The organism is Rhizobium etli 8C-3 (genome assembly GCF_001908375.1).
In the GTDB taxonomy this organism is placed as follows: domain Bacteria; phylum Pseudomonadota; class Alphaproteobacteria; order Rhizobiales; family Rhizobiaceae; genus Rhizobium; species Rhizobium etli_B.
The window spans coordinates 1,130,955-1,152,543 of sequence record NZ_CP017244.1 but is presented as its reverse complement, the minus strand read 5'-3'; the positions used below and the strand labels follow the sequence as shown (position 1 = coordinate 1,152,543).

The following is a 21,589-nucleotide window of genomic DNA, read 5'->3' as shown; positions in this document are numbered from 1 at the left end:
ACCTCAAGCGTGATAGGCGCAATCGGGTATGTCGGTGATGAACATGTGTCCCGGCGCATGAGTGATCGCAAAGGGGACGCAGGAGGCCATCACCGCCGCCTGCGGGGTAACGCCGCAGGCCCAGAAGACAGGGATTTCCCCCGGCTCGATGCGCACCGGATCGCCGAATTCCGGCGTGGCGAGATCATTGATGCCGATTTCTTCCGGTGCGCCGACATGTACGGGCCCGCCATGCACTGCCGGGAAGCGTCCCGAGATGGTCGCGGCGTCGGCAACGCGTGACGCCTTTATCGGCCGCATTGAAACGACCATGTTCCCATGCAGGCGGCCAGCCGGCCGGCAGGGCATGTTGGTCAGGTACATCGGCACATTGGACTTGTCCGTGATGTGGCGAATCTCGATCCCGGCCTCCGCCATGGGTGTCTCGAAGGTGAAGCTGCAGCCGATGAGGAAGCTGACGAGGTCGGGATATTCGCTCCAGGCTGCTGTCGCATCCGTGGTCTCTTCGGCGAGTTTTCCTTCACGCCAGATGCGATAGAGCGGCAGATCGCTGCGAAGGTCGGCGCCAGGCGCAAGCACGGTCGCATGCGAACCCGGATCGGCGACATCGAGCACCGGACATGCCTTTGGATTGCGCTGCGCATAGAGCAGAAAATCGAAGGCCCAGTCGCGCGGAAGCACGATCATATTGGCCTGGGTGAAGCCTGGCGCGGCGCCAGAAGTCGGCTCGATGACGCCTGCCCGGTAGCGTTCGCGGGCCTTTTGCGCAGGCCCAGCATCGATGTGGCGAAGGTGTTCGATGGCGATCATTGTATGTCTCTCGCAGGTTGGTCAGGCAGACAGGAAGGAGCGGACGGCAATCCCGTTCACTTCGAAGACGCGGCGGATCTCCATGGCGATGGAGACAGCGCTGGGGCTGTCGCCATGCACGCAGATCGACTGGGCGTCGAGCTTGATGGTCGAGCCGTCGATCGCTTCGAGCGTACCTTCGTGTGCAAGCTGCAGCATGCGTCGAGCAATCAGTTGGGGGTCATGCAGGACGGCACCCGGTTCACGACGTGAGACGAGGTCGCCATCGGGCGTATAGGCCCGGTCGGCAAAGGCTTCCGCCACCACCTTCAAGCCGCAGTCGCGGGCGAGCTTGAGAATTGGCGCGTTTGCTAGACCCATCAGCATCAAAGAGGGATCCACTGACTTGATGCCGTCGATCACTGCCTGGCCCTGCTTCGGGTCGCGGGCGATGCGGTTGTAAAGAGCGCCGTGCGGCTTGACGTAACCGACGGTGACACCCACTGCCGCTGCCAGGCCCTTCAGTGCGCCGATCTGGTAGATGACATCGGCGGTCAGTTCGTGGCTTGCGACATCCATGTCGCGCCGGCCGAAGCCGACGCGATCAGGATAGGAGACATGCGCGCCGATCATGACGCCCGTTTCAGCTGCGGCCCTGACGGTCTTCAGAATACCGAGCGGGTCGCCGGCATGAAAGCCGCAGGCGACATTGGCGCTGGAGACGAGGGCGAGCATCGCGGTGTCATCGCCCATGCTCCATGCGCCATAGCTTTCGCCGAGATCGCTGTTCAGATCAATGGTAGTCATGTCAGGCTCCCTAGGCGGCCAGAAGCGCGAAGATCGGGCCGATTGACTTGTAGCCCATGTACCAGGTGAGGAGGCAAGCCAGCACACCGAGCACCAGCAGCCAGCGCGGATAGCGATAGCCACCCATCAGGTCAGAACGAGCCCAGGCGGCATAGATGAAAATCGACAGGCCGATCGGCAGAATGAGGCCGTTCAGGCCGCCGACGAAGACCAGCATCTGAGCCGGCGGGGTGGTGATGACGACATAGAAGAACAGCGATACGGCGATGAAGATTACGGTCGCGATATTGCGGGCTCTCTCACTAAGGTCTTGCTTGAAGATCGTGATGAAGGAAACCGACGTATAGGCAGCGCCGATAACCGAGGTGATGGCGGCAGCCCATAGGATGATGCCGAAGATGCGCATGCCCAGGGTGCCAGCGGCTGCCTCAAAGGCTTGGGCAGCCGGATTGGCACCCTTGCCTGTGACATCGATGACGACACCGCTGGCGACTACGCCAAGCACAGCGAGAAAGAGCACGTAGCGCATGATGCCGGTGACGGCGATGCCGGTAAGCGCTGCGCGGTTGACGGCGCCGAGATTCTCGATGCCGACCGTGCCCTTGTCCAATAGGCGATGGGCCCCGGAATAGGTGATGTAGCCACCGACGGTGCCGCCGACGATCGTGGTGATCGTGGCAAAATCCACGGTCGCTGGCAAAAAGGTCTGGAACAGTGCTTCGCCAACCGGCGGGGCCGATACGATGGCTACATAGAGCGTCAATGCGATCATCAAGATACCGGCGAAGATGATGAAGCGGTCGACGGCCATGCCGGCGCGCTTCGACAAGAAGATGCCGATCGAAAGAACTGCGCTGATTGCGCCGCCGATTTTCGGATCAAGCCCGATCATAGCATTGATACCAAGACCCGTTCCCCCGATGTTTCCAATATTGAAGAATAATCCGCCGACGATCACCAAAACAGCAAGCAGATAGCCGGCGCCCGGGATTGCCGCATTGGCGAGATCGGAGGCGCGCATGCGCGTCAGCGTCACGATGCGCCAGATGTTCAGCTGCACGACGAAATCAATGACAATCGAGGAGAGGATCGCAAAAGCGAAAGCCGCGCCGAGTTTGGTGGTAAATGTTGCCGTTTGGGTGATAAATCCCGGGCCAATGGCCGAGGTTGCCATCAGGAAGACCGCAGCCGTTAGTGCTGCGCGCCGCGACTTGACCGACATGCCAGACGTTGCGGCCGATGCACCGTCTGTAGATGAAATAGATAGCTGTTCCATAAACCCTCTCCTTATGCGGCCCGCCCGCACTTCCTTGGGCAGGCCATGTGAGATTTGACAGGAACCAGCGTCGTCGGGTTTCACTGCGATGTCAATATTGTTCAACGATTTAATTTTATCGTTCTACTATAATGCCGAAGTGTTGAGCAATCTGAGCAGTTATTAAGCGACGGTCTCTTCGGTACCCGTTTGCAAACTGCCCGCGTGCTTGTCACTTTTCGTGCCTTGAGGAAAAGCCTGACTGGCCGCGAATGACATTGGCCGCTGGGCCTGGCTGGTCTTGTCGTTCAGCCCATAGTTCCCATTGAGCAAGAACCGCTATATCGATGCGAATGGAAAGGGATGTTTCATCCATTTCCATTCAGAAGGGGCTTTGATGGCTGAACAGGATACCATATCGGCGCTTGCGCCGCGTCTGGCGGAGGAGATCCGCGACATGCTGATTGCGGGCGAATTGAAGCCGGGGCAGCGCCTGTCTGAGGCAGCGCTCAGCGCCGGCCTGGATGTGTCGCGCAACTCACTGCGCGAAGCCTTCCGGCTCTTGACCAAGGAAAATCTCTTGCGCCACGAGCCCAATCGCGGCGTCTTTGTCGCCACGCCGAGCATGGCCTCAATCATCGACATCTACCGTGTGCGCCGCATGATCGAATGCCAAGCGCTTGCAAGGGCCTATCCCAGGCATCCGGCCGTGGCGCGCATGCGCTCGGCGGTCGAGCGCGCCAGGGTGGCGCGGGACCGAAAGGATTGGACAATGGTCGGCAGCGAAAACATGGTCTTTCATGCGGCGATCGTCGATCTTGCAGACAGCCAGCGCCTGAATGCCTTCTACGCGCAGATCGCCGCAGAATTGCGTCTCAGTTTCGGCCTTCTTGCCGATCCCGAATTGTTGCACGCGCCCTATGTCGACCTCAACGGCGCAATTCTCGAAAAGCTCGAAGCCGGATTGACGGCCGAAGCTTGTACAGCGCTCGAAGCCTATCTAATACAGTCCGAGCGCACGGTGCTTGCCGCTTTCTCCCGGATCGATCCTGGCAGATGACCCCCGATGAAACCGGCACCTATGTCCCAGACCACGCACGCCGCCGGCGAGCCGCTTCGTCGTGAAGCAACAGCGCCGGCGGGCTTGCCGAAGATTGCTGGCACCATTTCGCGCTCTTTTTCGTGCGAAGCGCGAACGGACACTCAATACTAATTTGCCGCAATTCTTCGCGCGAGCGCCATCACATAGTCGTCTGCGATGTCGGCCAAGGTCAAAGCGACCTCCGGCTCCTTCCACCCCGCAGCAAGAGCCCTTTGCACGAATTCTTGAAATGCCGCTGCAAGAACTTCCTCGCGCTCGACGGCTCGATAGGGATCACTTGCGCCATGTTGCGGGTTGCTGATCTGTATTGTCGGACGGGTAAATTCCATTGATATGCCCCCTCAAGGTTGCGCTATTTGCATGGAGAGTACATTTCATCATGTACTCGGGTTCTCTCGCCTGAACTGCTATTATGCTTCTTTTCTAATAACTTAAGTGTCGCCTGTCGTTAGCCATGCATCCCGAAACTTGCAGCAGCGTCCATTTTTGCAATCACCGATCGCCAGTTTGGAATTTTACCCTCCTGGCCTTGATATTCTCTGAAGCAAACCTCGCCCACGGCTCGTGCAACGACCAGAAGACCAGTAGAAGGCCGATCATGAGGAGGTAGCCGGGCTCTTTTGGATCTGTCGCATCGGCTGGACAACGCAGCACTCGTTTATGTGGCGGCACAGGATCGATGAGTGCGGCAAGAGACAGAGCATCTTCGATGCCACGATCCCCGCTTTGGCGGCGAACGGGCCGCAACTAGCGGCTATGGCCGAGCGTCTTTAGCCATTTGTCGAAGGAATGAGCGCTTTCGACCTCTGACACTGGTGCGACAGCATGCCCAAGATAAAGTGGAACGGCTACATTTCTCGCCTCGCGCGGGCTGTAACCGAACTCCTTGCTGAATGCTCGGCTGAAATGAGCAGCAGAAGAAAAGCCCACAGCAAAGGCGATGTCGACGATTTGCTGCCGGTTGCTGACGTCACTCAGGGCAGCGTGAGCAGACAAAAGCCGCCGGCGCTGAATATAGTGATGAACGCCGCCATCCGGCTCGAACACCTGATAGAGGCGGGTGCGCGAAACTCCGAGCTCCCTGCATATGCGGTCGGTCGTGAGATCGGGTGACATCAAGTTTCGCTGGACGAAGCGGCGCACGCGCTCCATCAAAGCCAAGGTGCTGTGTTGCTCCGGAGCGACAATATTCGAAGCCGATGCCGAAACGCAGGTCAAAATCATGTCACGTGTGGTCTGGACGACGTAGGGTAGGTCCACTGCAGCCAGACGTGGAAGGTTTGCCTCGACACCATCCAGATATTCGATCAGGAGTTTGGTGTAGGTTCCGGACAAGGCGACATTGTTTTTGATTTCGCTGGAGGCGGGGACAGCAAAAAGCAGTTCGCGCGGCAAATAAAGCGAGAGGGTTCTGGCCTCGGTTGATCGACCTCGAAAGGGGTGGCCCAAAGAACGCAGCTCCACCTTTCCTGGCTCACCCTCCGAGACATACCCGGCAACTTCTGTCCATGTCCGGCCGTTGCGCAGGATCGAAACATGCCAATGATCGATAAGGTTTGACCGCACCTTTGCCTCCGAGCGCATATAGCTATGGGCAGGTGTGCTTTGTTGGACGATCAGCATGCCGCCGAGATTCCAGGCCGCATGATCGGCTACAAACCCCACTTCTTGCGATGGACCATCCGGACGTCGAATGTCTATCAGGGGAGCGACATAGGCCTGCCAGGCTCCAAATTGATCTGCCGGTTCCAGCCCGCGCGTGGAAAACAGCAATGGTTCCAACGCTGGCGGAGCCGGAGGCGCTTCGGCGCTTGGTTGTGCCGATCTCGGATAACGACGGCGTTCGACCTTTACTGGCGCAGTCTCGTCGCTCCGCACGGCATTTTCGGTGTCGGGACCATTAGGTCCGGATTGTTCTTTACGTCGATCATCTGACAATCTGGTCCCCCGAACTGGCGTCAAGACAGCGCCAAATAGTCACCAAAACCCCATTCACGTCACCGAATCGGCCGAAGCAGACGCAGAACGCTGTCCACTCCAGGACACATTAGGCCGCTCGATCAAGCTAAAGATTGCGAAGGTTGAAAAGCTCGGCGGCATGCCATCTCTTTAAGCGACCCCGACGGTATGGTCGATCAGGAACCGGTCTGATTCTGCCAATGGTTCAGTTCAAGTCATTCTCTAGGAAATTTCTTGTCTAGATTGTGGCATTTAGCCCATGCACGACCACCTGCGCGTCCGATTTCGGCCCGGCGCGTGAACCGGAGCCGAGATGGTCGTCGGAATTGATGAAAGCCTCAACGGACGCGGAGGCCGCGTGCATTTCCGCGGTCAGCATTTCCAAAGCATTGGCCAATTGTCGTTCAGCGTTGACGGTTGATCCTGAGCCGGCTTCGCGCAATTCGCCATAGAGCTTTGTTCGCTCGTACACCTCCTCGGCTCTTGCCAGACACTCTGCCGTCGGTTTGACCAGCCTCAAGGCGAGACGTAGATTGATTGCCGCCGTAAGCTCAAATGCAGCAGCCGAGAAATTTGTCACCGCACCCGGGGGGTGGGTCCGGTTCAAAAACGCCAGCCATTGAGGGATCATTAAGGTCTCCGAGGAAAAACGAGAGTACGCGATCACATATCTCTCGTGGGTTGATCATGCCCTCCCAGTCCTCATCTGTCCTCGGACTTTGGTCCTATCCGAAGGCGGACGAAGGTCGGAACCCATGCGCAGGAAAGGTCTGATCTTCCTCTATCAGCCGCTTGAAGGGTTGACGATCGGCATGCGTCATGAGCAATCTCAAGAACTTGGACTGGCCGTTTAGGCTCCGGATCTTGGATGCTGCATGTAAATTTGCTCAGCAGGTTTGCCCACCCTTCCGAGCCGAATATTCGCCATCGATCCAAGTGCACTTTTAATTGAAAAAAGGACGTGGGCCTTTAGCCCACGTCGGGTAACAGCGATGACGACGCGTCGGAATCTTCTAGCCACGTTGTGTTGGGCTTTGGTTGGTGTCTCCCTTTCCATCCTTCCCTACAGGATTGAAGTATCGGGATCCGCATTCGAGGTTGCCCCCCAATCTGCCCTGGCCAAGAGTGGAAACAACGGCAATGGCGGCGGCAACGGCAATGGCGGCGGCAATGGCGGCGGCAATGGCAATGGCGGCGGCAATGGCAACGGCGGCGGTGGCAACGGCAAGAGCGGCTCGAACAACAGCTCTTCCGGAAAAGGCTCTGGTGTGTCGGCAACGACAAGGGGCGAAGACAACGCCTCCCTCGAAGTACTACACGTCGATGGAATGACCGAGGAAGTCAAAAGGGGACGCTACATCATGAAGGATGCGAAAGGGCGCACCATCGTCAACCGGCGCGCCACTTTTGATGATGTAAAGCGGCTGCAATCATTCAGTCCCTGATCGGCCTTCGATCGATCGCATCGCGAAAGACCATCGCCGCCTCTGTCCTGTTGTTGACATCAAGCTTCGCCATGACCTGTGTCATGTGATGCTTGATCGTTTTCTCGTGCAGGTCGAGCTTACGAGCCACCTCTTTATTGCTAAGGCCCGTCGCGACAAGCTTTAGAACTTCGTGTTCACGGGCGGTAAGCGCAGCGATGGCGTCGACATTGGAGGGCTCGGATGGATTGTGAAGCAACTTGGCAGATAGGGTCGGAGCGACATATCCGTCCCCGTCAGCCACCGTGCGGATGATGTCGGCGAGTGCTCTGGAGCCGACGCCTTTGAGAACATAACCTTTCGCGCCCGCCTTCAAGGCTCCGGTAACATCATCATTGGCTTCCGAGACCGTCAGCATAATGATCTTCTGCGATGGCGATGCTTCAAGGATCGGACCAATCGCGTTCAGTCCTCCGCCTGGCATGGAAATGTCGATGAGAATGATGTCGGGTCGCAGGTTCTGTGCAATACGCAACGCGTCATCCTTCGAACCGCCTTCGGCGATCACCTCGAAACCATCGATTTCCGACAAGCTTCTCGTTACGCCCTCTCTAAACAGCGGGTGATCGTCGATAACCGCGACCCTGATCGTTTCGCTCATGCTTGCTCGGTCTCCTCGATGTTGAGTGTCATCGTAACGATCGTACCTGGCGCGGCAAATGTGATCTCGAAAGTGCCGCCAAGACTTTCCACGCGTTCCCTGAGACCGGCAAGTCCAAGGCTGGTAGGTCCGACGTCGTCGATGCTGAAACCTGGCCCATCGTCTGCGACTTCTACGCTGACACGATTACCCTGCAAACGCTGAATAACACGCTGGCCCGCGCCGCCGCCATGGCGATAGGCATTATTCAACGCTTCCTGCACAAAGCGGTAGATGCATATCTTCGCCGATGGCGATAGACAAACATGTGTGCTGGACATCACCAGGTCGACGATTGTCCCGGTTCTCTGGCGATGGGCGTGAACACCCCGCTCCAATATTTCAGAAAGGCTCGCTGCCTCGATCTGCGGCAAGACCAGGCCGCTGCAAATCGTACGGATTTCGCGCATGGCTTCGTCGAGACTTGCCTTGATGGATGCAATCTCCCGCTCGCGGTTTGCAGGAGAGGTCGATGCGCTGACGACGGTGCGGCTATCCAGGCGAAGCGAAGCATAAGCAATAAGTTGGGCTGGGCCGTCGTGAAGATCCGCGCCGATGCGCCGCAAATAGCTCTCGTTCAACGCGGTGACGCGCTCGGAAGCGCGCTGGACACGTTCCCGTAGGGCCTCGTTCTGGGCAAGCAAAGCGGACAGATCGTCAATTCGCTGCCTCAACGCATGACGCTGATTTTCGATTGTTCGGCTACCCCTTAGAACAATCGCCGAGAGCGTCGCGAAGAATACAAGGGTAAAACCCGCCACCGCGAGCCAGGTGTGAAGCCTTGCCTGGCTGAGGCTGTGCTGGAAGTCATTGGCAATTTCGTAGAACTCGGAAACAGCGACCACCTGTCCCGACCAGGGCTGCAGGACGGGGTTGTAGATCTCAAGAAGCGGTTTACCGGCAAGACGCTCTGTCTTGTCCTCGACGTCGTCGAGCTCGTTGAACTGAGCCGCCATCTTGCCTGCAAAGGCCGTCTTGAGCTCATCACTGAGCGGGAACTTCTTTCCAATCATGGTCTTGTCGTTCGAATAAAGGACAGTACCATCCGAGCGCCATAAACGGAATGACAACAGCCGCTCGCCGAGAGCACCTTGCCCGAGTGTCTCGTCGAGAGCCCGCGCGACGGTATCGTCAAGTGCTTGGCTGGTCTGCATGTCAGGCAGCAGCGGAGCAATGACACTGTCCACGTAAAGGGCAGTCGTTGCGGCAGAATTACGTGTAACTGCGTCCTCGATCAAGCGAGTGACGAACGCCCCGACCAGAAGCATCGCTACAATCGAGACAATGCCGCCGATCACCAGGAACTGCTTGGCCAGCGACTGCGAATTCCATTTTGAAATCAGGTTGGGCCGACGCACGAGTTATTCTCGGGGATTGGTCGCATGACGTGGCGACCCGTTTCGATCTTGCAGATAGCCTACCTTCTCCGTTGCGGCGGTCAATGGCGGGCTTTTCAAGCGTGCATTATCAGACGTTTGGAATCCATCCATCGGACCTAAGTCCTAACCGCTATGGCATTGGTCTGAGGATCATGGAATCGCGGCCGCGCGCAAGCTATCGTTGCGTTTACTGAAGCCGCTCATCCGCGGCTGGCTGTGATATGCATCGCCGCCGCTTTAACGAGGAGACCATCGCATGCCTATCAGAAAACTGATCAGCCGAAGCATTCTTGCGCTTACCATCACAGTCGCTCCGCTAACAGGCGCTTGGCTCGGGGGCTCGAATGAGGCCCTTGCCAAGGACGGAAATGGCAACGGCAATTCTGGCGGTGGTGGAAACGGCAATGGGAATGGGAATGGAGGCAACCGCGGTAGCTCGGGCTCGAACCACGGCAAGTCTGGCAACGCCCATTCGAAAACGAGTTCAAAGTCGAAAGAAAGCACGCCGACACTCGAATCGCTTTTCTTTCAGGGCAAAAAAACTGATAAAGCAACAAAGGCAGATAAGCCTGTAAAGAGCGGCAACGCTGCAAAAAAGAGTCTGAAGAACACCAAATCGGACACGGTCGGGCTGAGTTCGTTGAACCGCAACTATCACGCCTACCTGAATTCCAACGACCCTCGACTGGCTCCCGTTGCGGCCTACGTGATGGCATATGCTGAATTCGAAAACGTAAGCGGGCCCGATGTGGTTCCGACCGATCCGGCGCTGAGCGATGAGGCGCTGCGCGAGGCCCTTGCTGGATTCACGAAAGGCGGCGTCGTGAGCGACGATGCTCTTGCTGAAGCCAAGGAAATCCTTGGCGTGGGACCGGCAGTCGGCAAAATCGACGAGATTCGCGAAACGCTTCCCGATCCGGAGACGGTGGATACGGTTGAGGAGCCAGCAACTACGGAAACGACCACTACAGTCACGATCGTCACGGAGACGCCGGTCGAGCCGGCAAACTGAATATCGGCGACGTACTCGCCGGCACCTGAGGTGCCGGCGCACCTGATCCTTTCACTTGGCGGAAGTTACCAACCTTCTTCAAGATGAGGTCAGGATGCCGGAATTGAATGGCTCACAGCTGTTGGCCAATAGATCGACTATCTGGAGTTTAGAGTTCTCAGTTGGCCGCTCTCGCAGGCGAGCTGGATTCGTGACTGCCGTGAAGGCGGGCGAGGGGAGCGGGAAAGATAACGCAGCGCGCGAAGATTTTCACACAGAGCCCGGAGTAGTGCAATCATCTTGGGCACTATCGCGCCTTTTGCCGACGCTCATCCCATTTTTGGGCTCTCCAGGCGCTGACCTGGTTGCGACCGTTGTGCTTGGCATCATAAAGCGCATCGTCGGCGCGTTTGATCAGTTCCGAAGATACGAGTTCGGAAGATGAACTTTGCTTCGTCGAAACACCCACACTTGCAGTGACAAACCGGAATTCGCTGCCCGCATGCGGTATTTCCAGCGCCCGAAGACCTGTCACGAATTTGCGGGCCAGCGCCTTTGCTGCGCCTCACAGAATGTCCCTGATACTGGCTCCGGGAATGCGCGCTGGAGCTGACAAGGGGAAAAGGCACCGGTACTGTTCGTTGCAAAATAGCAGCGTACCGTCACGAGCAAACATCGCAAATCCATCCGTCATGCCGGCCATGGCGTGCGACAGCAGGTTACGGCTCGGTCAGTTCATGCTGCGCGCCGTTGCGTCGCAAGCTGAAAATCGGTGAGGCCGATCATCGCTGCCGGCGAACTGAAGTGATGATGTTCGGCGACATTGCGGTTGACGATGACAAACTGGCTCTGGCTATTCTTGACGTAGTGGTAGTCGGATGTCTGGGTGAGGGCGGCCGTCAACAGATCACGTTCGAGTGCAATGCGTTCGAACTGCAACAGGACGAGCCCGCAGATGATGATGGCGCAGAAATTGAGGAAGACAGCGGGTGCAATGATTGTCGCAAGCGTTTGGTCATCGGCGTAGCTGAGCAATACCAGTGTCGACCCCGCGAGTATTACGCAAACCGCAACAGCCAAGAGCACCACATCTGTAATCCCGATCTTTCGGTCTTGAGCGACCATATGAGCGGCAAGACCAACGGCGCCGATCAGCAGGATGCTGGTGATGCCGCTGATTGTTCCGGCTCCGCCTGCAAATATCTGAAAGGCGCCCGCTTGGCCATCGTGGCAATGGCTGCGACTGGCCCGCCAAACAGCCCGGAGATCGCAATGAGCGACGATCTCAAATCGATGAATGCGCCGGAGTTAACGGGGATCGAAAGTAGCATCGACGCAATGGCGCCAAGCCCCATAGTCAGACCGAATGCAACCCTCGACTGAAGCGCTGAAAGATTGCGCAGACGATAATAGAAATGTGCCCAAAGCGACATGACGAGTGCAACGACGGCGAGGTTTCCCGTCAATATCTGCCAGGTTGTGCTCATGATCGTTTCAGCAGCTCGAAAACGTGGATCAATTTGATCTATCTACGCTTTTTTTCTTTCGGCCAGCTTAACGCTGTGTTCGCTTCGAGGTCCGGTCGCCGGGCAATCATTTCGCCGCCGCCATCTGCGTTGAATGCTTACTCCTGTCGTTAACCACGCTCCTTAAGCACGCTTACATGGTCGAATGCTAAAACCGAAATGCAGCGCATTGCGGACATGATGTCTCCTGCCGTCCCCAGGACATGATCCTTAAACTCTCGGATTTTTTGGACCCTTCATGTCGTCCAGTTTTGCAGCGAAATATGCTCGTGCTCAAACGACTTCCATCATTGCTGCAACCATCTGCTTCCTTGCGGTTGCTCTTTTGCTGACGGGCCTGATGGCCCACGTTGTTGCAACCATGACCCGCTCGGGCAATGAAATCGACGATGCGCGGGCCACGCGTGCCGCAGATGCTGCATTCGCAGCCTTTGCAGTCCGCCTCAGTGGGACCGTAACGGACAATGCCGTGTGGGATGATGCCTATGCCGCCATTGCTTCATCCGGTGCCGCCGCCTGGGCCTATGACAACTGGGGGAAGACCAGCGAGGACTATCCGCTGTATGACGGCGCAATCGTCACCGGCCCCGATGGAAAGGTGATTTCTTCCTATGCGAAGGGCAAGTCTTTCGGGCCACGCGACTATTTTGGCGAGGCCTTCGCGCGGCAGAGTAAAGCTGCCGCGATCGCTAGCGAAGCTCCTCTGGTCAACTTCTTCAAGACCGGAAACGGTGTCGCGCTGGTCGCATCGCAGGCAATTCAGCCCTTCTCGACAGATGCCGAGCTTCCGAGGCTGAGCGTACTGAGCTTCTACAAGGACATCACGCGCGACGTCCTTGGCACGTTCTCCAGTGAATACGAGCTTGAGGGGCTGCGGCTCCAGGCAGTGGCCGAACCAGGCCTCCTGAGCACCCCGATCAAAGACATGGACGGCACTGCCATTGCCTTTCTTGCCTGGCCCAGCAAAGCACCGGGTAACGCGGTCTTTACGACGGTCTATCCATACATCCTGGCTGCCGCGGTCATCCTTTGCCTGTTTCTGGCAGCCGTCCTTTTCGCCGGGGCCTCTGAAGCGCGTCGCTTGCGTCGGCTGGCCGACGTGGCACGTTTCGAAGCAGATCACGACAGTCTGAGCGGTCTGCTCAACAGACATGGTCTTTTGAATGTGCTGGAGCATCTCAAAAGCTCGGCTGTGCCGGGGGTATCGCTCTATCTCGTTGATCTTGATGGCTTCAAGGCTGTCAACGATGCTTGGGGGCATGCAGTCGGCGATGATCTGATCTGCATCGTTGCGAAGGCCATGGCGACCTGCCATGAGGAAGTCTTTGCCGCCGCGAGACTGGGTGGCGACGATTTTGCGCTGGTGCAAGTCGGATCGGCCGCGCTCGGCGACTTCAAACAGGCAATTCTTGCCCTCTTTGCCGGGTCGTTCAAAATCGACGGGCGAACGATCGAAGTCGGGGCAAGCATCGGAGCCGCAACCAGAAGCGAGGACATAACACCGCTGGAACTGCTTCGACGGGCCGACATGGCTCTCTACCGCGCCAAGGAACATGGCAGAGGTCAAGCAATTGGATACGATCCCGAGCTCGACCGCGAATGCGTGCGTATCGGCGAAGTGGAAGGCGAATTGAGAAACGCCATAAGAAGTGGAGCAATCGAACCCGTCTTCCAGCCGCTCGTTTCTGCCGCCACAGGTGAGATCACCGGCCTTGAGGCCTTGGCGCGCTGGCACAGCGCCACCGGAAAGGTCAGTCCGGAGGTTTTCATCCCGCTTGCTGAAAAATCCGGCCTCATAGACGCTCTCGGCGTTCATATGCTGCGTGCGGCGATCTCCCATGCAAGAGCTTGGCCCGGTCTGACGTTGTCCGTCAATGTGTCGCCAATCCAGCTATGTAACCCCGACTTTGGGGCGCAAGTGATTGCGGTTCTGAAAGAAACAGATTTCGACGCCAGCCGCTTGACTTTGGAAATAACCGAAGGCGTCCTCATGACCAATCCTGATCAGGCCCGCCGGTCCATAGACCAGCTTAAGCGCGTCGGAATCAAGTTCGCGCTTGACGACTTCGGTTGCGGCTATGCGAGCATTGGCGCTCTGCGGCAGTTTGGCTTCGATCGGATGAAGATCGATCGATCGCTTGTTTCGGGTGTCGAGGACACTGCAAACGGCATTGAGGTACTTCGCGCGACGGTCTCCTTGGCGACGGCTCTAAATATTCCGGTAACCGCCGAGGGAATCGAGAATGCTCGTCAGGCAGCGATACTGCGCGATACAGGATGTGATCAGCTTCAAGGATATCACGTCGGAAAGCCCATGTCGGCACGGGAGATTTCGAAGAAACTTCGCCAAGAAGATCCAGCCGCATGACATTGTCCAGCGGCTGTGCAACCTTTCTCTAGCCTGTTAACTTTTTGTTAACCATGGCAGCGGTAGACATGGTCAACGATTTCTTAACATAGATGACCATAGTGCTAACAGACGCTCGCTCTATCCGCATCAAGGGCCGCTCTTTCCTCGCGGTCATGCTTTCTCCAGACCTCCCGCTCGATGATTGGCTGGCGAGGCTGGATGATCTCGCAGCTCGCTCAGCGGGATTTTTTCTGGGCCGACCCATCGTGCTGGATGTCACGGACCTGCAGATCGACCGATCACAATTGAAGGACCTGATTGCGCAACTGACGCAACGCAATGTCAGCATCATGGGAATCGAGGGAGGGCGGCCGTCAATCCTCGGGCCAGGCATGCCGCCTTCATTGAAAGGCGGACGGCCGGTTTCCGACTTTGAGCTGCCAAAAGCCGAACCGATCATCGATTTGCAAAGCAAGGCGCCGGCAAGCGAAGCGCGGCCGGTACTCCAGTCCATCGTAATCCGGCAGCCCGTGCGTTCGGGCCAGTCGGTGATTTTCCCAGAAGGCGATGTCACCATCGTCGGTTCTGTTGCCTCCGGTTCGGAGGTCATCGCCGGAGGTTCGGTCCATGTTTATGGGACCTTGCGGGGCCGGGTAATGGCAGGGTCGGTCGGAAATGCGTCCGCGCGGATCTTCTGCCGAAAGCTGGAGGCAGAGCTGGTTGCGATTGATGGCGTCTACAAGACCGCCGAAGACATGGCCCCGGGCCTTCGAGGAGAAGCTGTCCAGCTCTGGCTGGAAGGCGACACGATCATGGCAGAGAAACTTATCTGAGCCGAAAGCCGGCTAGGACACAGGAGAGCAAGATGGGGAAAGTCATCGTCGTCACTTCAGGCAAAGGCGGAGTTGGCAAGACAACTTCCACCGCCGCGCTTGGAGCGGCTCTGGCGCAGAGGAACGAAAAAGTGGTCGTCGTCGATTTTGACGTCGGGCTTCGCAATCTCGATCTGGTGATGGGTGCAGAGCGAAGGGTCGTCTATGACCTGATCAACGTCATACAAGGCGACGCCAAGCTCCCCCAGGCGCTGATACGCGACAAGCGGCTCGAGACGCTGTTTTTGCTCCCGGCATCGCAAACACGCGACAAGGACAACCTGACCCCGGAGGGTGTCGAACGTGTCATGGCCGACTTGAAGCGCCACTTCGACTGGATCATCTGCGATAGCCCTGCAGGCATCGAACGTGGGGCGACCCTTGCAATGCGCCATGCCGATATCGCCGTCGTCGTCACCAACCCGGAAGTTTCTTCGGTCCGTGATTCGGACCGCATCATTGGCTTATTGGACGCCAAGACCGCCAAGGCAGAACGCGGCGAGCGGATGGAGAAGCATCTGCTTCTGACCCGCTATGATGCCAACCGAGCCGAACGCGGCGACATGCTCAAAGTCGATGACGTTCTGGAGATCCTTTCCATTCCGCTGCTCGGCATTGTTCCCGAAAGCATGGATGTTCTACGCGCCTCCAATATTGGCGCGCCTGTGACGCTCGCTGATAGCCGCAGTGCACCCGCAATGGCGTATTTCGATGCCGCGCGCCGTCTTGCCGGTGAGGAAGTGCCGATCACAATTCCCGGGGAAAAGCGCGGTCTCTTCGGCAAGATTTTCGGACGGAGGGCCGCATGAACATCTTCAGTCTTTTCGGCAAGAAGAAAACAGCCCCCGCGGCCCGTGAACGCCTGCAGGTGCTTCTGGCCCACGAACGCTCGTCGGTGGGTTCAGACCTTGTATCTCTGCTGCGCGAGGAAATCCTTGCGGTCATTGCCAAGCACGTGCAGCTCGACAATGATAAGGTCCAAGTAAAGATGGATCGCAATGAGCACGTGTCGATTTTGGAAATCGACGTCGAGATCCCTTTGAAGGCAGCTGCGCAAGCTGCTTGAAACGGGAAAAGCGGCCGCATGCCGAAGCAGTGCGGTGGATATTAAGTGCCGGGTGGGCGAGGGAAGGGCGACAAGCCTGCCGCAACCGTCACTATCGGTTGGCTGATAGGCGCCGCGCTGCCACTTCCGGCATGCGGCGCCCGATAGCAACCATAATCTCTGGACGACCGGGGCAATCGGGCAATGGCGCTTGCATGAGCTCGTGTTCGGCATGGCGGGGGCGCTGTCGGCTGCTCGCTATTCATTCGCGCTACCCGCCTGGACAAAGCAAGGTCCAGGTTCGCTTAGGCGGCACGATGATTGTCGTGCTCCTGTGGTGTCTTGCCTGGCGACGATGATGGCCTTTGCATTTTTGCATTGGTTTTCCTCGCATTGCTGCGGATACTCGCCGGCACGATTGCAAATTTCCATGTCGATCTATTTGCAGCCGGCTGATATCAGCTAATCGCGAGCGCGCCGGGTGGAGATCTTGTTCACGTGTTCAACGCTGAAGCGTTTGGGGCCGCCATGGAGGCTGGCCGTGACGATCCAACGCTACAGCGATCCGCACCAGCTGCCGAGTTCGGCGGGATGCAAGTGACGAGGCGGCCATATACATCGGCGTTCAAGCGGACCGCTGCGCTATAATCGATTAAACTCAAGCTAGCTTAACAAACTGATTTACATGACATTTGAGGCGTGGCAACGGGTAGAAACTCAACTGTTTCCGGGGGTCAAATGAGCAGGGGTGTTTTTGCTTTCAGACCGGCCGCTCTTCGTGAAAGAGCGGTGGGCGAAATCCACGCTCGGCCATATGCCCTAATTTCAGTGCCTCGCGTCATCTTTCAGCTTGCCTTCTTGACGGACAGCGAGCCCGATCAGGATCATGATATCGTAAAGCGGCTGTCCCAATCGAGTGGATCGCCGCCTCCGTCTCACGAGACCAATCATCATGCGATCAGCTGGGGACAAGGGACGCTGAGATGGGAACGCCACACGGAATTCTCGACCTATTTTTGGGACAGCCCCGCTCCAGAAAAGTTTGGAGCCGAGGTCCCTGTGCATCCATTTGGCGACGGGTTTTCGCAACCGGGACCCTTTATCTCGGGCATACGACTGGAGATCAGACCCGACACTGAAGAGACACAGAAAGACCTCGCCGTTTTCGACCGGACGAGCCTCTGCCGCAGCGATCTGAGAAGCGGGGAGGCCACCATTCTTACGGATTTCCGTCCGGATGGAGATGGCTTGACGAAGATCCTCGTCATTGACCGCGGTCTATCCGACAGCTCGCGCGGCGCGCTCGTTCAGAAGCTCCTGGATATCGAGACCTATAGAACACTTGCAATGATGGCATTGCCTTTGGCGCAATCGCTGTCGCCCGAGATCCGGCGGATAGAAGCTAGCCTGACGGCAGTCACTCAGCGGATGAAGCAGCACGCTCGCGACGAAGCCGATCAACTGCTTGCGGAAATTACTCGTCTGGCGGCCGAACTCGAAGCGAATGCTGCAATGAGTCTTTACCGGTTCGGCGCCAGCCGCGCCTATTACGAAATTGTCCAGGAGCGAATTCGGGCACTTGCCGAGACAGCGACGTCCGGGAGCGAGAGCCTTGGCACTTTCTTGGAGCGGCGCCTGGCACCGGCGATGCGAACCTGCCAATCGGTAGAGGAGCGCCAGGCAAATCTCTCGCGCAAACTGGCTCGTGCCACGTCCTTGCTCAGGAGCTGGATCGATGTCGAGTTGGAGCAGATCAACATGACGTTGCTAAACTCCATGGACCGAAGGGCAAAAATGCAATTACGCCTGCAGCAGACCGTTGAGGGCCTCTCCGTTGCTGCCATTTCATACTATGTCGTGGGGCTGATTGGATATGTCGCCAAAGGAGTACCCTTGTTCGGCATCAAGTTTGGACCAGAAATTGTGACGGCGATCTCGGTCCCTGTGGTCGTATTGGGAATTTCCCTTGTTGTGCGAAATATCAGGCATAGGCACTCGGAAGAAGACGACGCGCAATAACCCATCAGCGAGTCTGCTGGATCAATTCAAAACGATGCAATTCCTTCTGCGACTCACGATCAAACAAGACATGATGCTCCGAAGGCTCACGGGCTCCGCCTGCTTCACGCAGCCATCCTTCCTTCGAAATGCTTACGTTTGACGAGCATCCCAAGAGGCGACGACTGTCGCATCTCTCTTATGTTCGTATGCAAGCTCTTTCGTCATGATTTTTTCCTTCCGGCTTTGACGACGAAAGCACATGCGTGAAGCTGTTGAACAAAGGAGGAGACAGGGCATTTTGACGACGGCTGGCATACTCTTATGCGCGGGCTGGGTACCGCATTTCCGTATGTTCGTCTGGGGCTGCCTCTATCTAACATCGGGCATGGATTTTATCCGCCACATAGAGATGACGAGGGTTCCCCACCGGAACCCTGCCTCCATCTTTGTTCAACAGCAGATGTTTGCCTCTCGACTGGTTTGTCGCGCCTTGCACCGACGATAGGCTTTAGATTTTTGCTGTGGGAGCGACTTCCTGTCCAATCGCCCAAAGAAAAGCTGCCATCTCCCGGGCAATGGCGGTGACCGCGACGACCTTCGGCTTGCCTGCCGCCATCAGCTTGCGGTAGCGCGCGCAAAGCCTCACCTGGCCTTTCCAGGCAATTTCTCGAACGCTCCTTGGTAGTCCCTCCAGCCGCGCCTGGATCGTCGGGCTTACACGTGCAGGGAAGCGATACGTCCAGGCGCCTTCGATGAGGACCCGACGCGCCCTTGTGTTGCCTGCCTTGGTGATCCCACTACGCTTGACCCGTTCGCCCGTCGAGCTTTCCGACGGCACAAGACCAAGATACGCCATCAACTGACGAGGATTATCAAAGCGCCTGACGTCGCCGATTTCGACCACAAAGGTGACCGCTGTCATGAATGCAACACCGCGCATCGCTTGGTAGGCGGCCACAACCGGGGCCATCGACCAGGATGCTGCAGTCTCCACCACCAGCTCGGTCAGTCGGCCCAGGCGCACGTCTGCATCCTCGATGGCCTGGCAATATTCCGCCAACAGGATGTGGTGGGCGGGATGATCGAAGGCCTGGCACGTCAGCCATCTTGTATGGGCGCGCGTCCATGGTTTGCGGCCGGTATAGATCCGGCCATGACGCAACAAGAAAGACTGAAGTTGCTGGCGTGCCTGTTTCAGCGCATCGCTGGCCGCCTCGCGAGCCCGCACCAGGTCGCGGATCGCCTCATGAGCTTCATCCGGAATCCAGACCGCGGTCAGCTCGCCGGCGCGGTGCAGGCGCGCCAGGCTTACGGCATCCCGGCGGTTGGTCTTCACCCGGTCGCCCGCTCGCTTAGGCACCAGCGACGGCGCCACCACCACGCAGTCATGCCCCAGCTCGACAATTTGACGGTAAAGGCCGTAACCGGTGGGACCCGCCTCATAGCAAAAGTGAAGCTTGGCTCCACGCTTGGAAAGCTTGTTGACCAGCGATGCCACAGACGCCGGCTCGGAAGAGATGTCGCCGAAAAACCGGATCTCGCCGTTGCGTTCTCCTTCGGCAACGGCCACTGAAATCTTCAACTTGGACGTATCCAAGCCGATGAAAATTACGCTATCTTCTTTCATGGTTCGCCCTCGTTAAACTATGGGGCTCGGCTTTGGCTCTATCCAGAGCAACCCCCGAATTTAGTTTACCGCGGGGGCGGGCCACCGCCCACGAACATACGGTCTAACTGGTCCATGTGACCGTGGCGCCGGGCATGCCGCGGTCTGCGTCTGGCGCGACGCTCCGGCAGATGCCGCCAAGCTTGATGGCCTGGCCGTCTGCGGAATAGGCGAATTTGTAGATTGTCTCGTAACTGACGCAGAACAGATGGCGCTTGGCACTATGCGAGAAAGTGCTCGGGCGTCAGATCATCTGGCTGACAAAGCGCGTTTCAAGATAGGCCTCGACGGCTTCCGAACCGCCCTCAGTGCCGTATCCGGAATCCTTGATACCGCCGAAGGGCACTTCCGGAATGGCGAGGCCATTGTGGTTGATGGTCAGCATACCGGCTTCCACGCGGCGGCCGAGTGAGTGGGCGGTCGTCACCGAACCGGTGAAGGCATAGGAGGCAAGTCCGAAGGGGAGGCGGTTGGCTTCGGCGATCGCCTCGTCGAGATGCGAGAAGCGGTTGATGACGGCTATAGGGCCGAAGGGCTCGTCGTTCATGATCCTGGCCGAGGTCGGTACGTCGGAAAGCACTGTGGGCTCGAAGAAATAGCCTTTGTTGCCGATGCGTTTGCCTCCGGTCATCAGTTGGGCGCCATGCGATATGGCGTCTTGGAGCATGTCCTCCATGGCCGGTATGCGGCGGTCATTGGCGAGCGGCCCCATGGCGACGCCGTGTTCCAGGCCGTTACCGACCTTGATCGCTTGTGCTGCCTCAACGAAGCCTTGCGTGAACCTGTCGGCGATGCCGTCCTGCACGAGGAATCGAGTGGGGGCGACGCAGACCTGCCCGGCATTGCGGAACTTCGCAGGAGCCGTCACCGCGATGGCCCTTTCAAGATCGGCGTCGTTGCAAATGATGGCCGGCGCGTGTCCCCCGAGCTCCATTGTGGCGCGTTTCATGTGCTTGCCGGCGAGTGCTGCCAGATGCTTACCGACCGGCGTGGAGCCGGTGAACGAAATTTTGCGGACGACCGGATGCGCAATGAGGTATTGGGAGATGTCCGCCGGCACGCCGTAGACGAGGTTGACGACGCCGGCCGGAACGCCGGCATCGGCAAAGGCGCGGATTAGCTCGGCTGGCGAGGCGGGAGTTTCCTCGGGTGCTTTAACGATAATCGAGCAACCCGTCGCAAGAGCAGCGGAAAGCTTGCGGACGATCTGGTTGATCGGGAAGTTCCAGGGTGTGAAAGCCGCCACCGGTCCGACCGGAAACTTGATAGCCATATTGGACACGCCGCCGAATCGGGCGGGAATGATTTGCCCATAGGTCCGGCGAGCTTCTTCCGCGAACCAGTCGATCGTGTCGGCGCCGTTCATGACTTCCGCCTTGGACTGGGCGATCGGTTTGCCCTGCTCGCGCGTCATGATATGGGCAATGGCATCGGCCCGCGAACGCAGGATATCCGCAGCCTTGCGCATCAGCTTGGAGCGGTCGAAGGCAGATATGTCGCGCCACAGTCTAAAACCCGCGTCGGCGGCCTCCAGGGCGAGGTCGAGGTCCGGCTTGCGCGCGTGAGCGATTCTGCCGATCACTTCCTCCGTTGCCGGGTCGATGACCGGAATGACCTCGCCGCCGATGGCATCGCGCCATTCTCCGCCGATGAAAAGCTTCACGTCAGGATAGATATGCATAGTTCACCCGTGTAGACGCCGCAGAGTGCCGCTTCGGCGGCC

Annotated in this window: 21 protein-coding genes and 1 pseudogene; 8 read left to right on the top strand and 14 right to left on the bottom strand. The window is 57.9% G+C overall.

Features of this window, described 5'->3' with window-relative positions:
* Positions 1–3: 3 nt before the first annotated feature.
* Genes AM571_RS30425 through AM571_RS30415 form a run of 3 tightly spaced genes read right to left on the bottom strand, consistent with a single transcriptional unit; the run spans position 4 to position 2,872 of the window.
* On the bottom strand, positions 4–810 hold the full coding sequence (locus tag AM571_RS30425; RefSeq protein WP_074064680.1) for a putative hydro-lyase: 807 nt from the start codon (positions 808–810) through the stop codon (positions 4–6).
* A 21-nt stretch (positions 811–831) separates the two neighbouring features.
* Positions 832–1,596 carry a LamB/YcsF family protein gene (locus AM571_RS30420; RefSeq protein WP_074064679.1) on the bottom strand — a complete coding sequence of 255 codons (765 nt, stop codon included), beginning with the start codon at positions 1,594–1,596 and terminating at the stop codon, positions 832–834.
* 10 nt (positions 1,597–1,606) lie between these two features.
* On the bottom strand, positions 1,607–2,872 hold the full coding sequence (locus tag AM571_RS30415; protein WP_074064678.1) for an NRAMP family divalent metal transporter: 1,266 nt from the start codon (positions 2,870–2,872) through the stop codon (positions 1,607–1,609).
* A gap of 376 nt (positions 2,873–3,248) precedes the next feature.
* Here AM571_RS30415 and AM571_RS30410 point away from each other — a divergent pair, with 376 nt between their 5' ends.
* Entirely contained in the window at positions 3,249–3,911 is a 663-nt protein-coding gene (locus AM571_RS30410; RefSeq protein WP_074064677.1) for a GntR family transcriptional regulator, read from the top strand.
* Between the two features lie 149 nt (positions 3,912–4,060).
* Here the strand turns inward: AM571_RS30410 and AM571_RS30405 are convergent, their stop codons facing one another.
* The 3 genes from AM571_RS30405 to AM571_RS30395 form a co-directional block, all read right to left on the bottom strand.
* On the bottom strand, positions 4,061–4,282 hold the full coding sequence (locus AM571_RS30405; RefSeq protein ID WP_074064676.1) for a hypothetical protein: 222 nt from the start codon (positions 4,280–4,282) through the stop codon (positions 4,061–4,063).
* Positions 4,283–4,700: 418 nt separating this feature from the next.
* The gene (locus AM571_RS30400; protein WP_074064675.1) at positions 4,701–5,831 is read right to left on the bottom strand and encodes a helix-turn-helix domain-containing protein; all 1,131 of its coding nucleotides are present in this window, start codon (positions 5,829–5,831) and stop codon (positions 4,701–4,703) included.
* A 319-nt stretch (positions 5,832–6,150) separates the two neighbouring features.
* Positions 6,151–6,543, bottom strand: coding sequence for a hypothetical protein (locus tag AM571_RS30395; protein WP_074064674.1), 393 nt, complete (start codon positions 6,541–6,543; stop codon positions 6,151–6,153).
* Between the two features lie 361 nt (positions 6,544–6,904).
* Here AM571_RS30395 and AM571_RS37145 point away from each other — a divergent pair, with 361 nt between their 5' ends.
* Entirely contained in the window at positions 6,905–7,357 is a 453-nt protein-coding gene (locus AM571_RS37145; protein WP_074064673.1) for a hypothetical protein, read from the top strand.
* On the opposite strand, the gene AM571_RS30385 is transcribed toward AM571_RS37145, so the two are convergent.
* Positions 7,347–7,997, bottom strand: coding sequence for a response regulator (locus tag AM571_RS30385; protein WP_074064672.1), 651 nt, complete (start codon positions 7,995–7,997; stop codon positions 7,347–7,349). The genes AM571_RS37145 and AM571_RS30385 overlap by 11 nt on opposite strands.
* A complete protein-coding gene (locus AM571_RS30380; protein ID WP_074064671.1) occupies positions 7,994–9,394 on the bottom strand; it encodes a sensor histidine kinase in 1,401 nt (466 codons plus the stop codon). Before AM571_RS30380 ends, AM571_RS30385 begins: the two co-directional genes overlap by 4 nt.
* Positions 9,395–9,671: 277 nt before the next feature.
* Here AM571_RS30380 and AM571_RS30375 point away from each other — a divergent pair, with 277 nt between their 5' ends.
* Positions 9,672–10,427 (top strand): hypothetical protein, encoded by a 756-nt coding sequence (locus AM571_RS30375; RefSeq protein WP_074064670.1) that lies wholly within the window; start codon positions 9,672–9,674, stop codon positions 10,425–10,427.
* A 286-nt stretch (positions 10,428–10,713) separates the two neighbouring features.
* Here AM571_RS30375 and AM571_RS38580 read toward each other — a convergent pair whose 3' ends face one another.
* From AM571_RS38580 to AM571_RS37875, 3 genes are all read right to left on the bottom strand, one after another.
* Positions 10,714–10,956: a diguanylate cyclase gene (locus AM571_RS38580; RefSeq protein WP_081377241.1), complete on the bottom strand. Its 243-nt coding sequence runs from the start codon at positions 10,954–10,956 to the stop codon at positions 10,714–10,716.
* Between the two features lie 185 nt (positions 10,957–11,141).
* Positions 11,142–11,495, bottom strand: coding sequence for a hypothetical protein (locus AM571_RS30365; RefSeq protein WP_132553031.1), 354 nt, complete (start codon positions 11,493–11,495; stop codon positions 11,142–11,144).
* Between the two features lie 62 nt (positions 11,496–11,557).
* The gene (locus AM571_RS37875) at positions 11,558–11,761 is read right to left on the bottom strand and encodes a LytS/YhcK type 5TM receptor domain-containing protein (protein ID WP_237358691.1); all 204 of its coding nucleotides are present in this window, start codon (positions 11,759–11,761) and stop codon (positions 11,558–11,560) included.
* Between the two features lie 409 nt (positions 11,762–12,170).
* Here AM571_RS37875 and AM571_RS30355 point away from each other — a divergent pair, with 409 nt between their 5' ends.
* The 5 genes from AM571_RS30355 to AM571_RS30335 all read left to right on the top strand — a co-directional run bounded on the left by AM571_RS30355 (position 12,171) and on the right by AM571_RS30335 (position 18,218).
* Complete coding sequence (locus AM571_RS30355; protein WP_074064666.1) at positions 12,171–14,300, top strand: bifunctional diguanylate cyclase/phosphodiesterase; 2,130 nt, start codon at positions 12,171–12,173, stop codon at positions 14,298–14,300.
* A gap of 92 nt (positions 14,301–14,392) precedes the next feature.
* A complete protein-coding gene (minC, locus tag AM571_RS30350; RefSeq protein WP_074064665.1) occupies positions 14,393–15,115 on the top strand; it encodes a septum site-determining protein MinC in 723 nt (240 codons plus the stop codon).
* A 32-nt stretch (positions 15,116–15,147) separates the two neighbouring features.
* Entirely contained in the window at positions 15,148–15,963 is an 816-nt protein-coding gene (gene minD / locus AM571_RS30345; RefSeq protein ID WP_040115446.1) for a septum site-determining protein MinD, read from the top strand.
* Positions 15,960–16,220, top strand: coding sequence for a cell division topological specificity factor MinE (gene minE, locus AM571_RS30340; RefSeq protein ID WP_074064664.1), 261 nt, complete (start codon positions 15,960–15,962; stop codon positions 16,218–16,220). Before minD ends, minE begins: the two co-directional genes overlap by 4 nt.
* Before the next feature lie 717 nt (positions 16,221–16,937).
* The gene (locus AM571_RS30335) at positions 16,938–18,218 is read left to right on the top strand and encodes a DUF3422 family protein (protein ID WP_074064663.1); all 1,281 of its coding nucleotides are present in this window, start codon (positions 16,938–16,940) and stop codon (positions 18,216–18,218) included.
* 490 nt (positions 18,219–18,708) lie between these two features.
* On the opposite strand, the gene AM571_RS30330 is transcribed toward AM571_RS30335, so the two are convergent.
* From AM571_RS30330 to AM571_RS30325, 3 genes and pseudogenes are all read right to left on the bottom strand, one after another.
* Positions 18,709–19,827 carry an IS110 family transposase gene (locus AM571_RS30330; protein ID WP_074061284.1) on the bottom strand — a complete coding sequence of 373 codons (1,119 nt, stop codon included), beginning with the start codon at positions 19,825–19,827 and terminating at the stop codon, positions 18,709–18,711.
* A 119-nt stretch (positions 19,828–19,946) separates the two neighbouring features.
* Positions 19,947–20,083 (bottom strand): annotated as a pseudogene (locus AM571_RS37870) (IS30 family transposase); the annotation flags it as partial.
* A gap of 27 nt (positions 20,084–20,110) precedes the next feature.
* Positions 20,111–21,547, bottom strand: coding sequence for an NAD-dependent succinate-semialdehyde dehydrogenase (locus AM571_RS30325; protein ID WP_074064662.1), 1,437 nt, complete (start codon positions 21,545–21,547; stop codon positions 20,111–20,113).
* Positions 21,548–21,589 lie beyond the last annotated feature (42 nt).

Coding starts and splice junctions, on each gene's coding strand:
- AM571_RS30425 (WP_074064680.1), bottom strand. CDS start 810: ATGATCGCCATCGAACACCTTCGCCACATCGATGCTGGGCCTGCGCAA.
- AM571_RS30420 (WP_074064679.1), bottom strand. CDS start 1,596: ATGACTACCATTGATCTGAACAGCGATCTCGGCGAAAGCTATGGCGCA.
- AM571_RS30415 (WP_074064678.1), bottom strand. CDS start 2,872: ATGGAACAGCTATCTATTTCATCTACAGACGGTGCATCGGCCGCAACG.
- AM571_RS30410 (WP_074064677.1), top strand. CDS start 3,249: ATGGCTGAACAGGATACCATATCGGCGCTTGCGCCGCGTCTGGCGGAG.
- AM571_RS30405 (WP_074064676.1), bottom strand. CDS start 4,282: ATGGAATTTACCCGTCCGACAATACAGATCAGCAACCCGCAACATGGC.
- AM571_RS30395 (WP_074064674.1), bottom strand. CDS start 6,543: ATGATCCCTCAATGGCTGGCGTTTTTGAACCGGACCCACCCCCCGGGT.
- AM571_RS37145 (WP_074064673.1), top strand. CDS start 6,905: ATGACGACGCGTCGGAATCTTCTAGCCACGTTGTGTTGGGCTTTGGTT.
- AM571_RS30385 (WP_074064672.1), bottom strand. CDS start 7,997: ATGAGCGAAACGATCAGGGTCGCGGTTATCGACGATCACCCGCTGTTT.
- AM571_RS30375 (WP_074064670.1), top strand. CDS start 9,672: ATGCCTATCAGAAAACTGATCAGCCGAAGCATTCTTGCGCTTACCATC.
- AM571_RS37875 (WP_237358691.1), bottom strand. CDS start 11,761: ATGGGGCTTGGCGCCATTGCGTCGATGCTACTTTCGATCCCCGTTAAC.
- AM571_RS30355 (WP_074064666.1), top strand. CDS start 12,171: ATGTCGTCCAGTTTTGCAGCGAAATATGCTCGTGCTCAAACGACTTCC.
- minC (WP_074064665.1), top strand. CDS start 14,393: ATGACCATAGTGCTAACAGACGCTCGCTCTATCCGCATCAAGGGCCGC.
- minD (WP_040115446.1), top strand. CDS start 15,148: ATGGGGAAAGTCATCGTCGTCACTTCAGGCAAAGGCGGAGTTGGCAAG.
- minE (WP_074064664.1), top strand. CDS start 15,960: ATGAACATCTTCAGTCTTTTCGGCAAGAAGAAAACAGCCCCCGCGGCC.
- AM571_RS30335 (WP_074064663.1), top strand. CDS start 16,938: ATGAGCAGGGGTGTTTTTGCTTTCAGACCGGCCGCTCTTCGTGAAAGA.
- AM571_RS30330 (WP_074061284.1), bottom strand. CDS start 19,827: ATGAAAGAAGATAGCGTAATTTTCATCGGCTTGGATACGTCCAAGTTG.
- AM571_RS30325 (WP_074064662.1), bottom strand. CDS start 21,547: ATGCATATCTATCCTGACGTGAAGCTTTTCATCGGCGGAGAATGGCGC.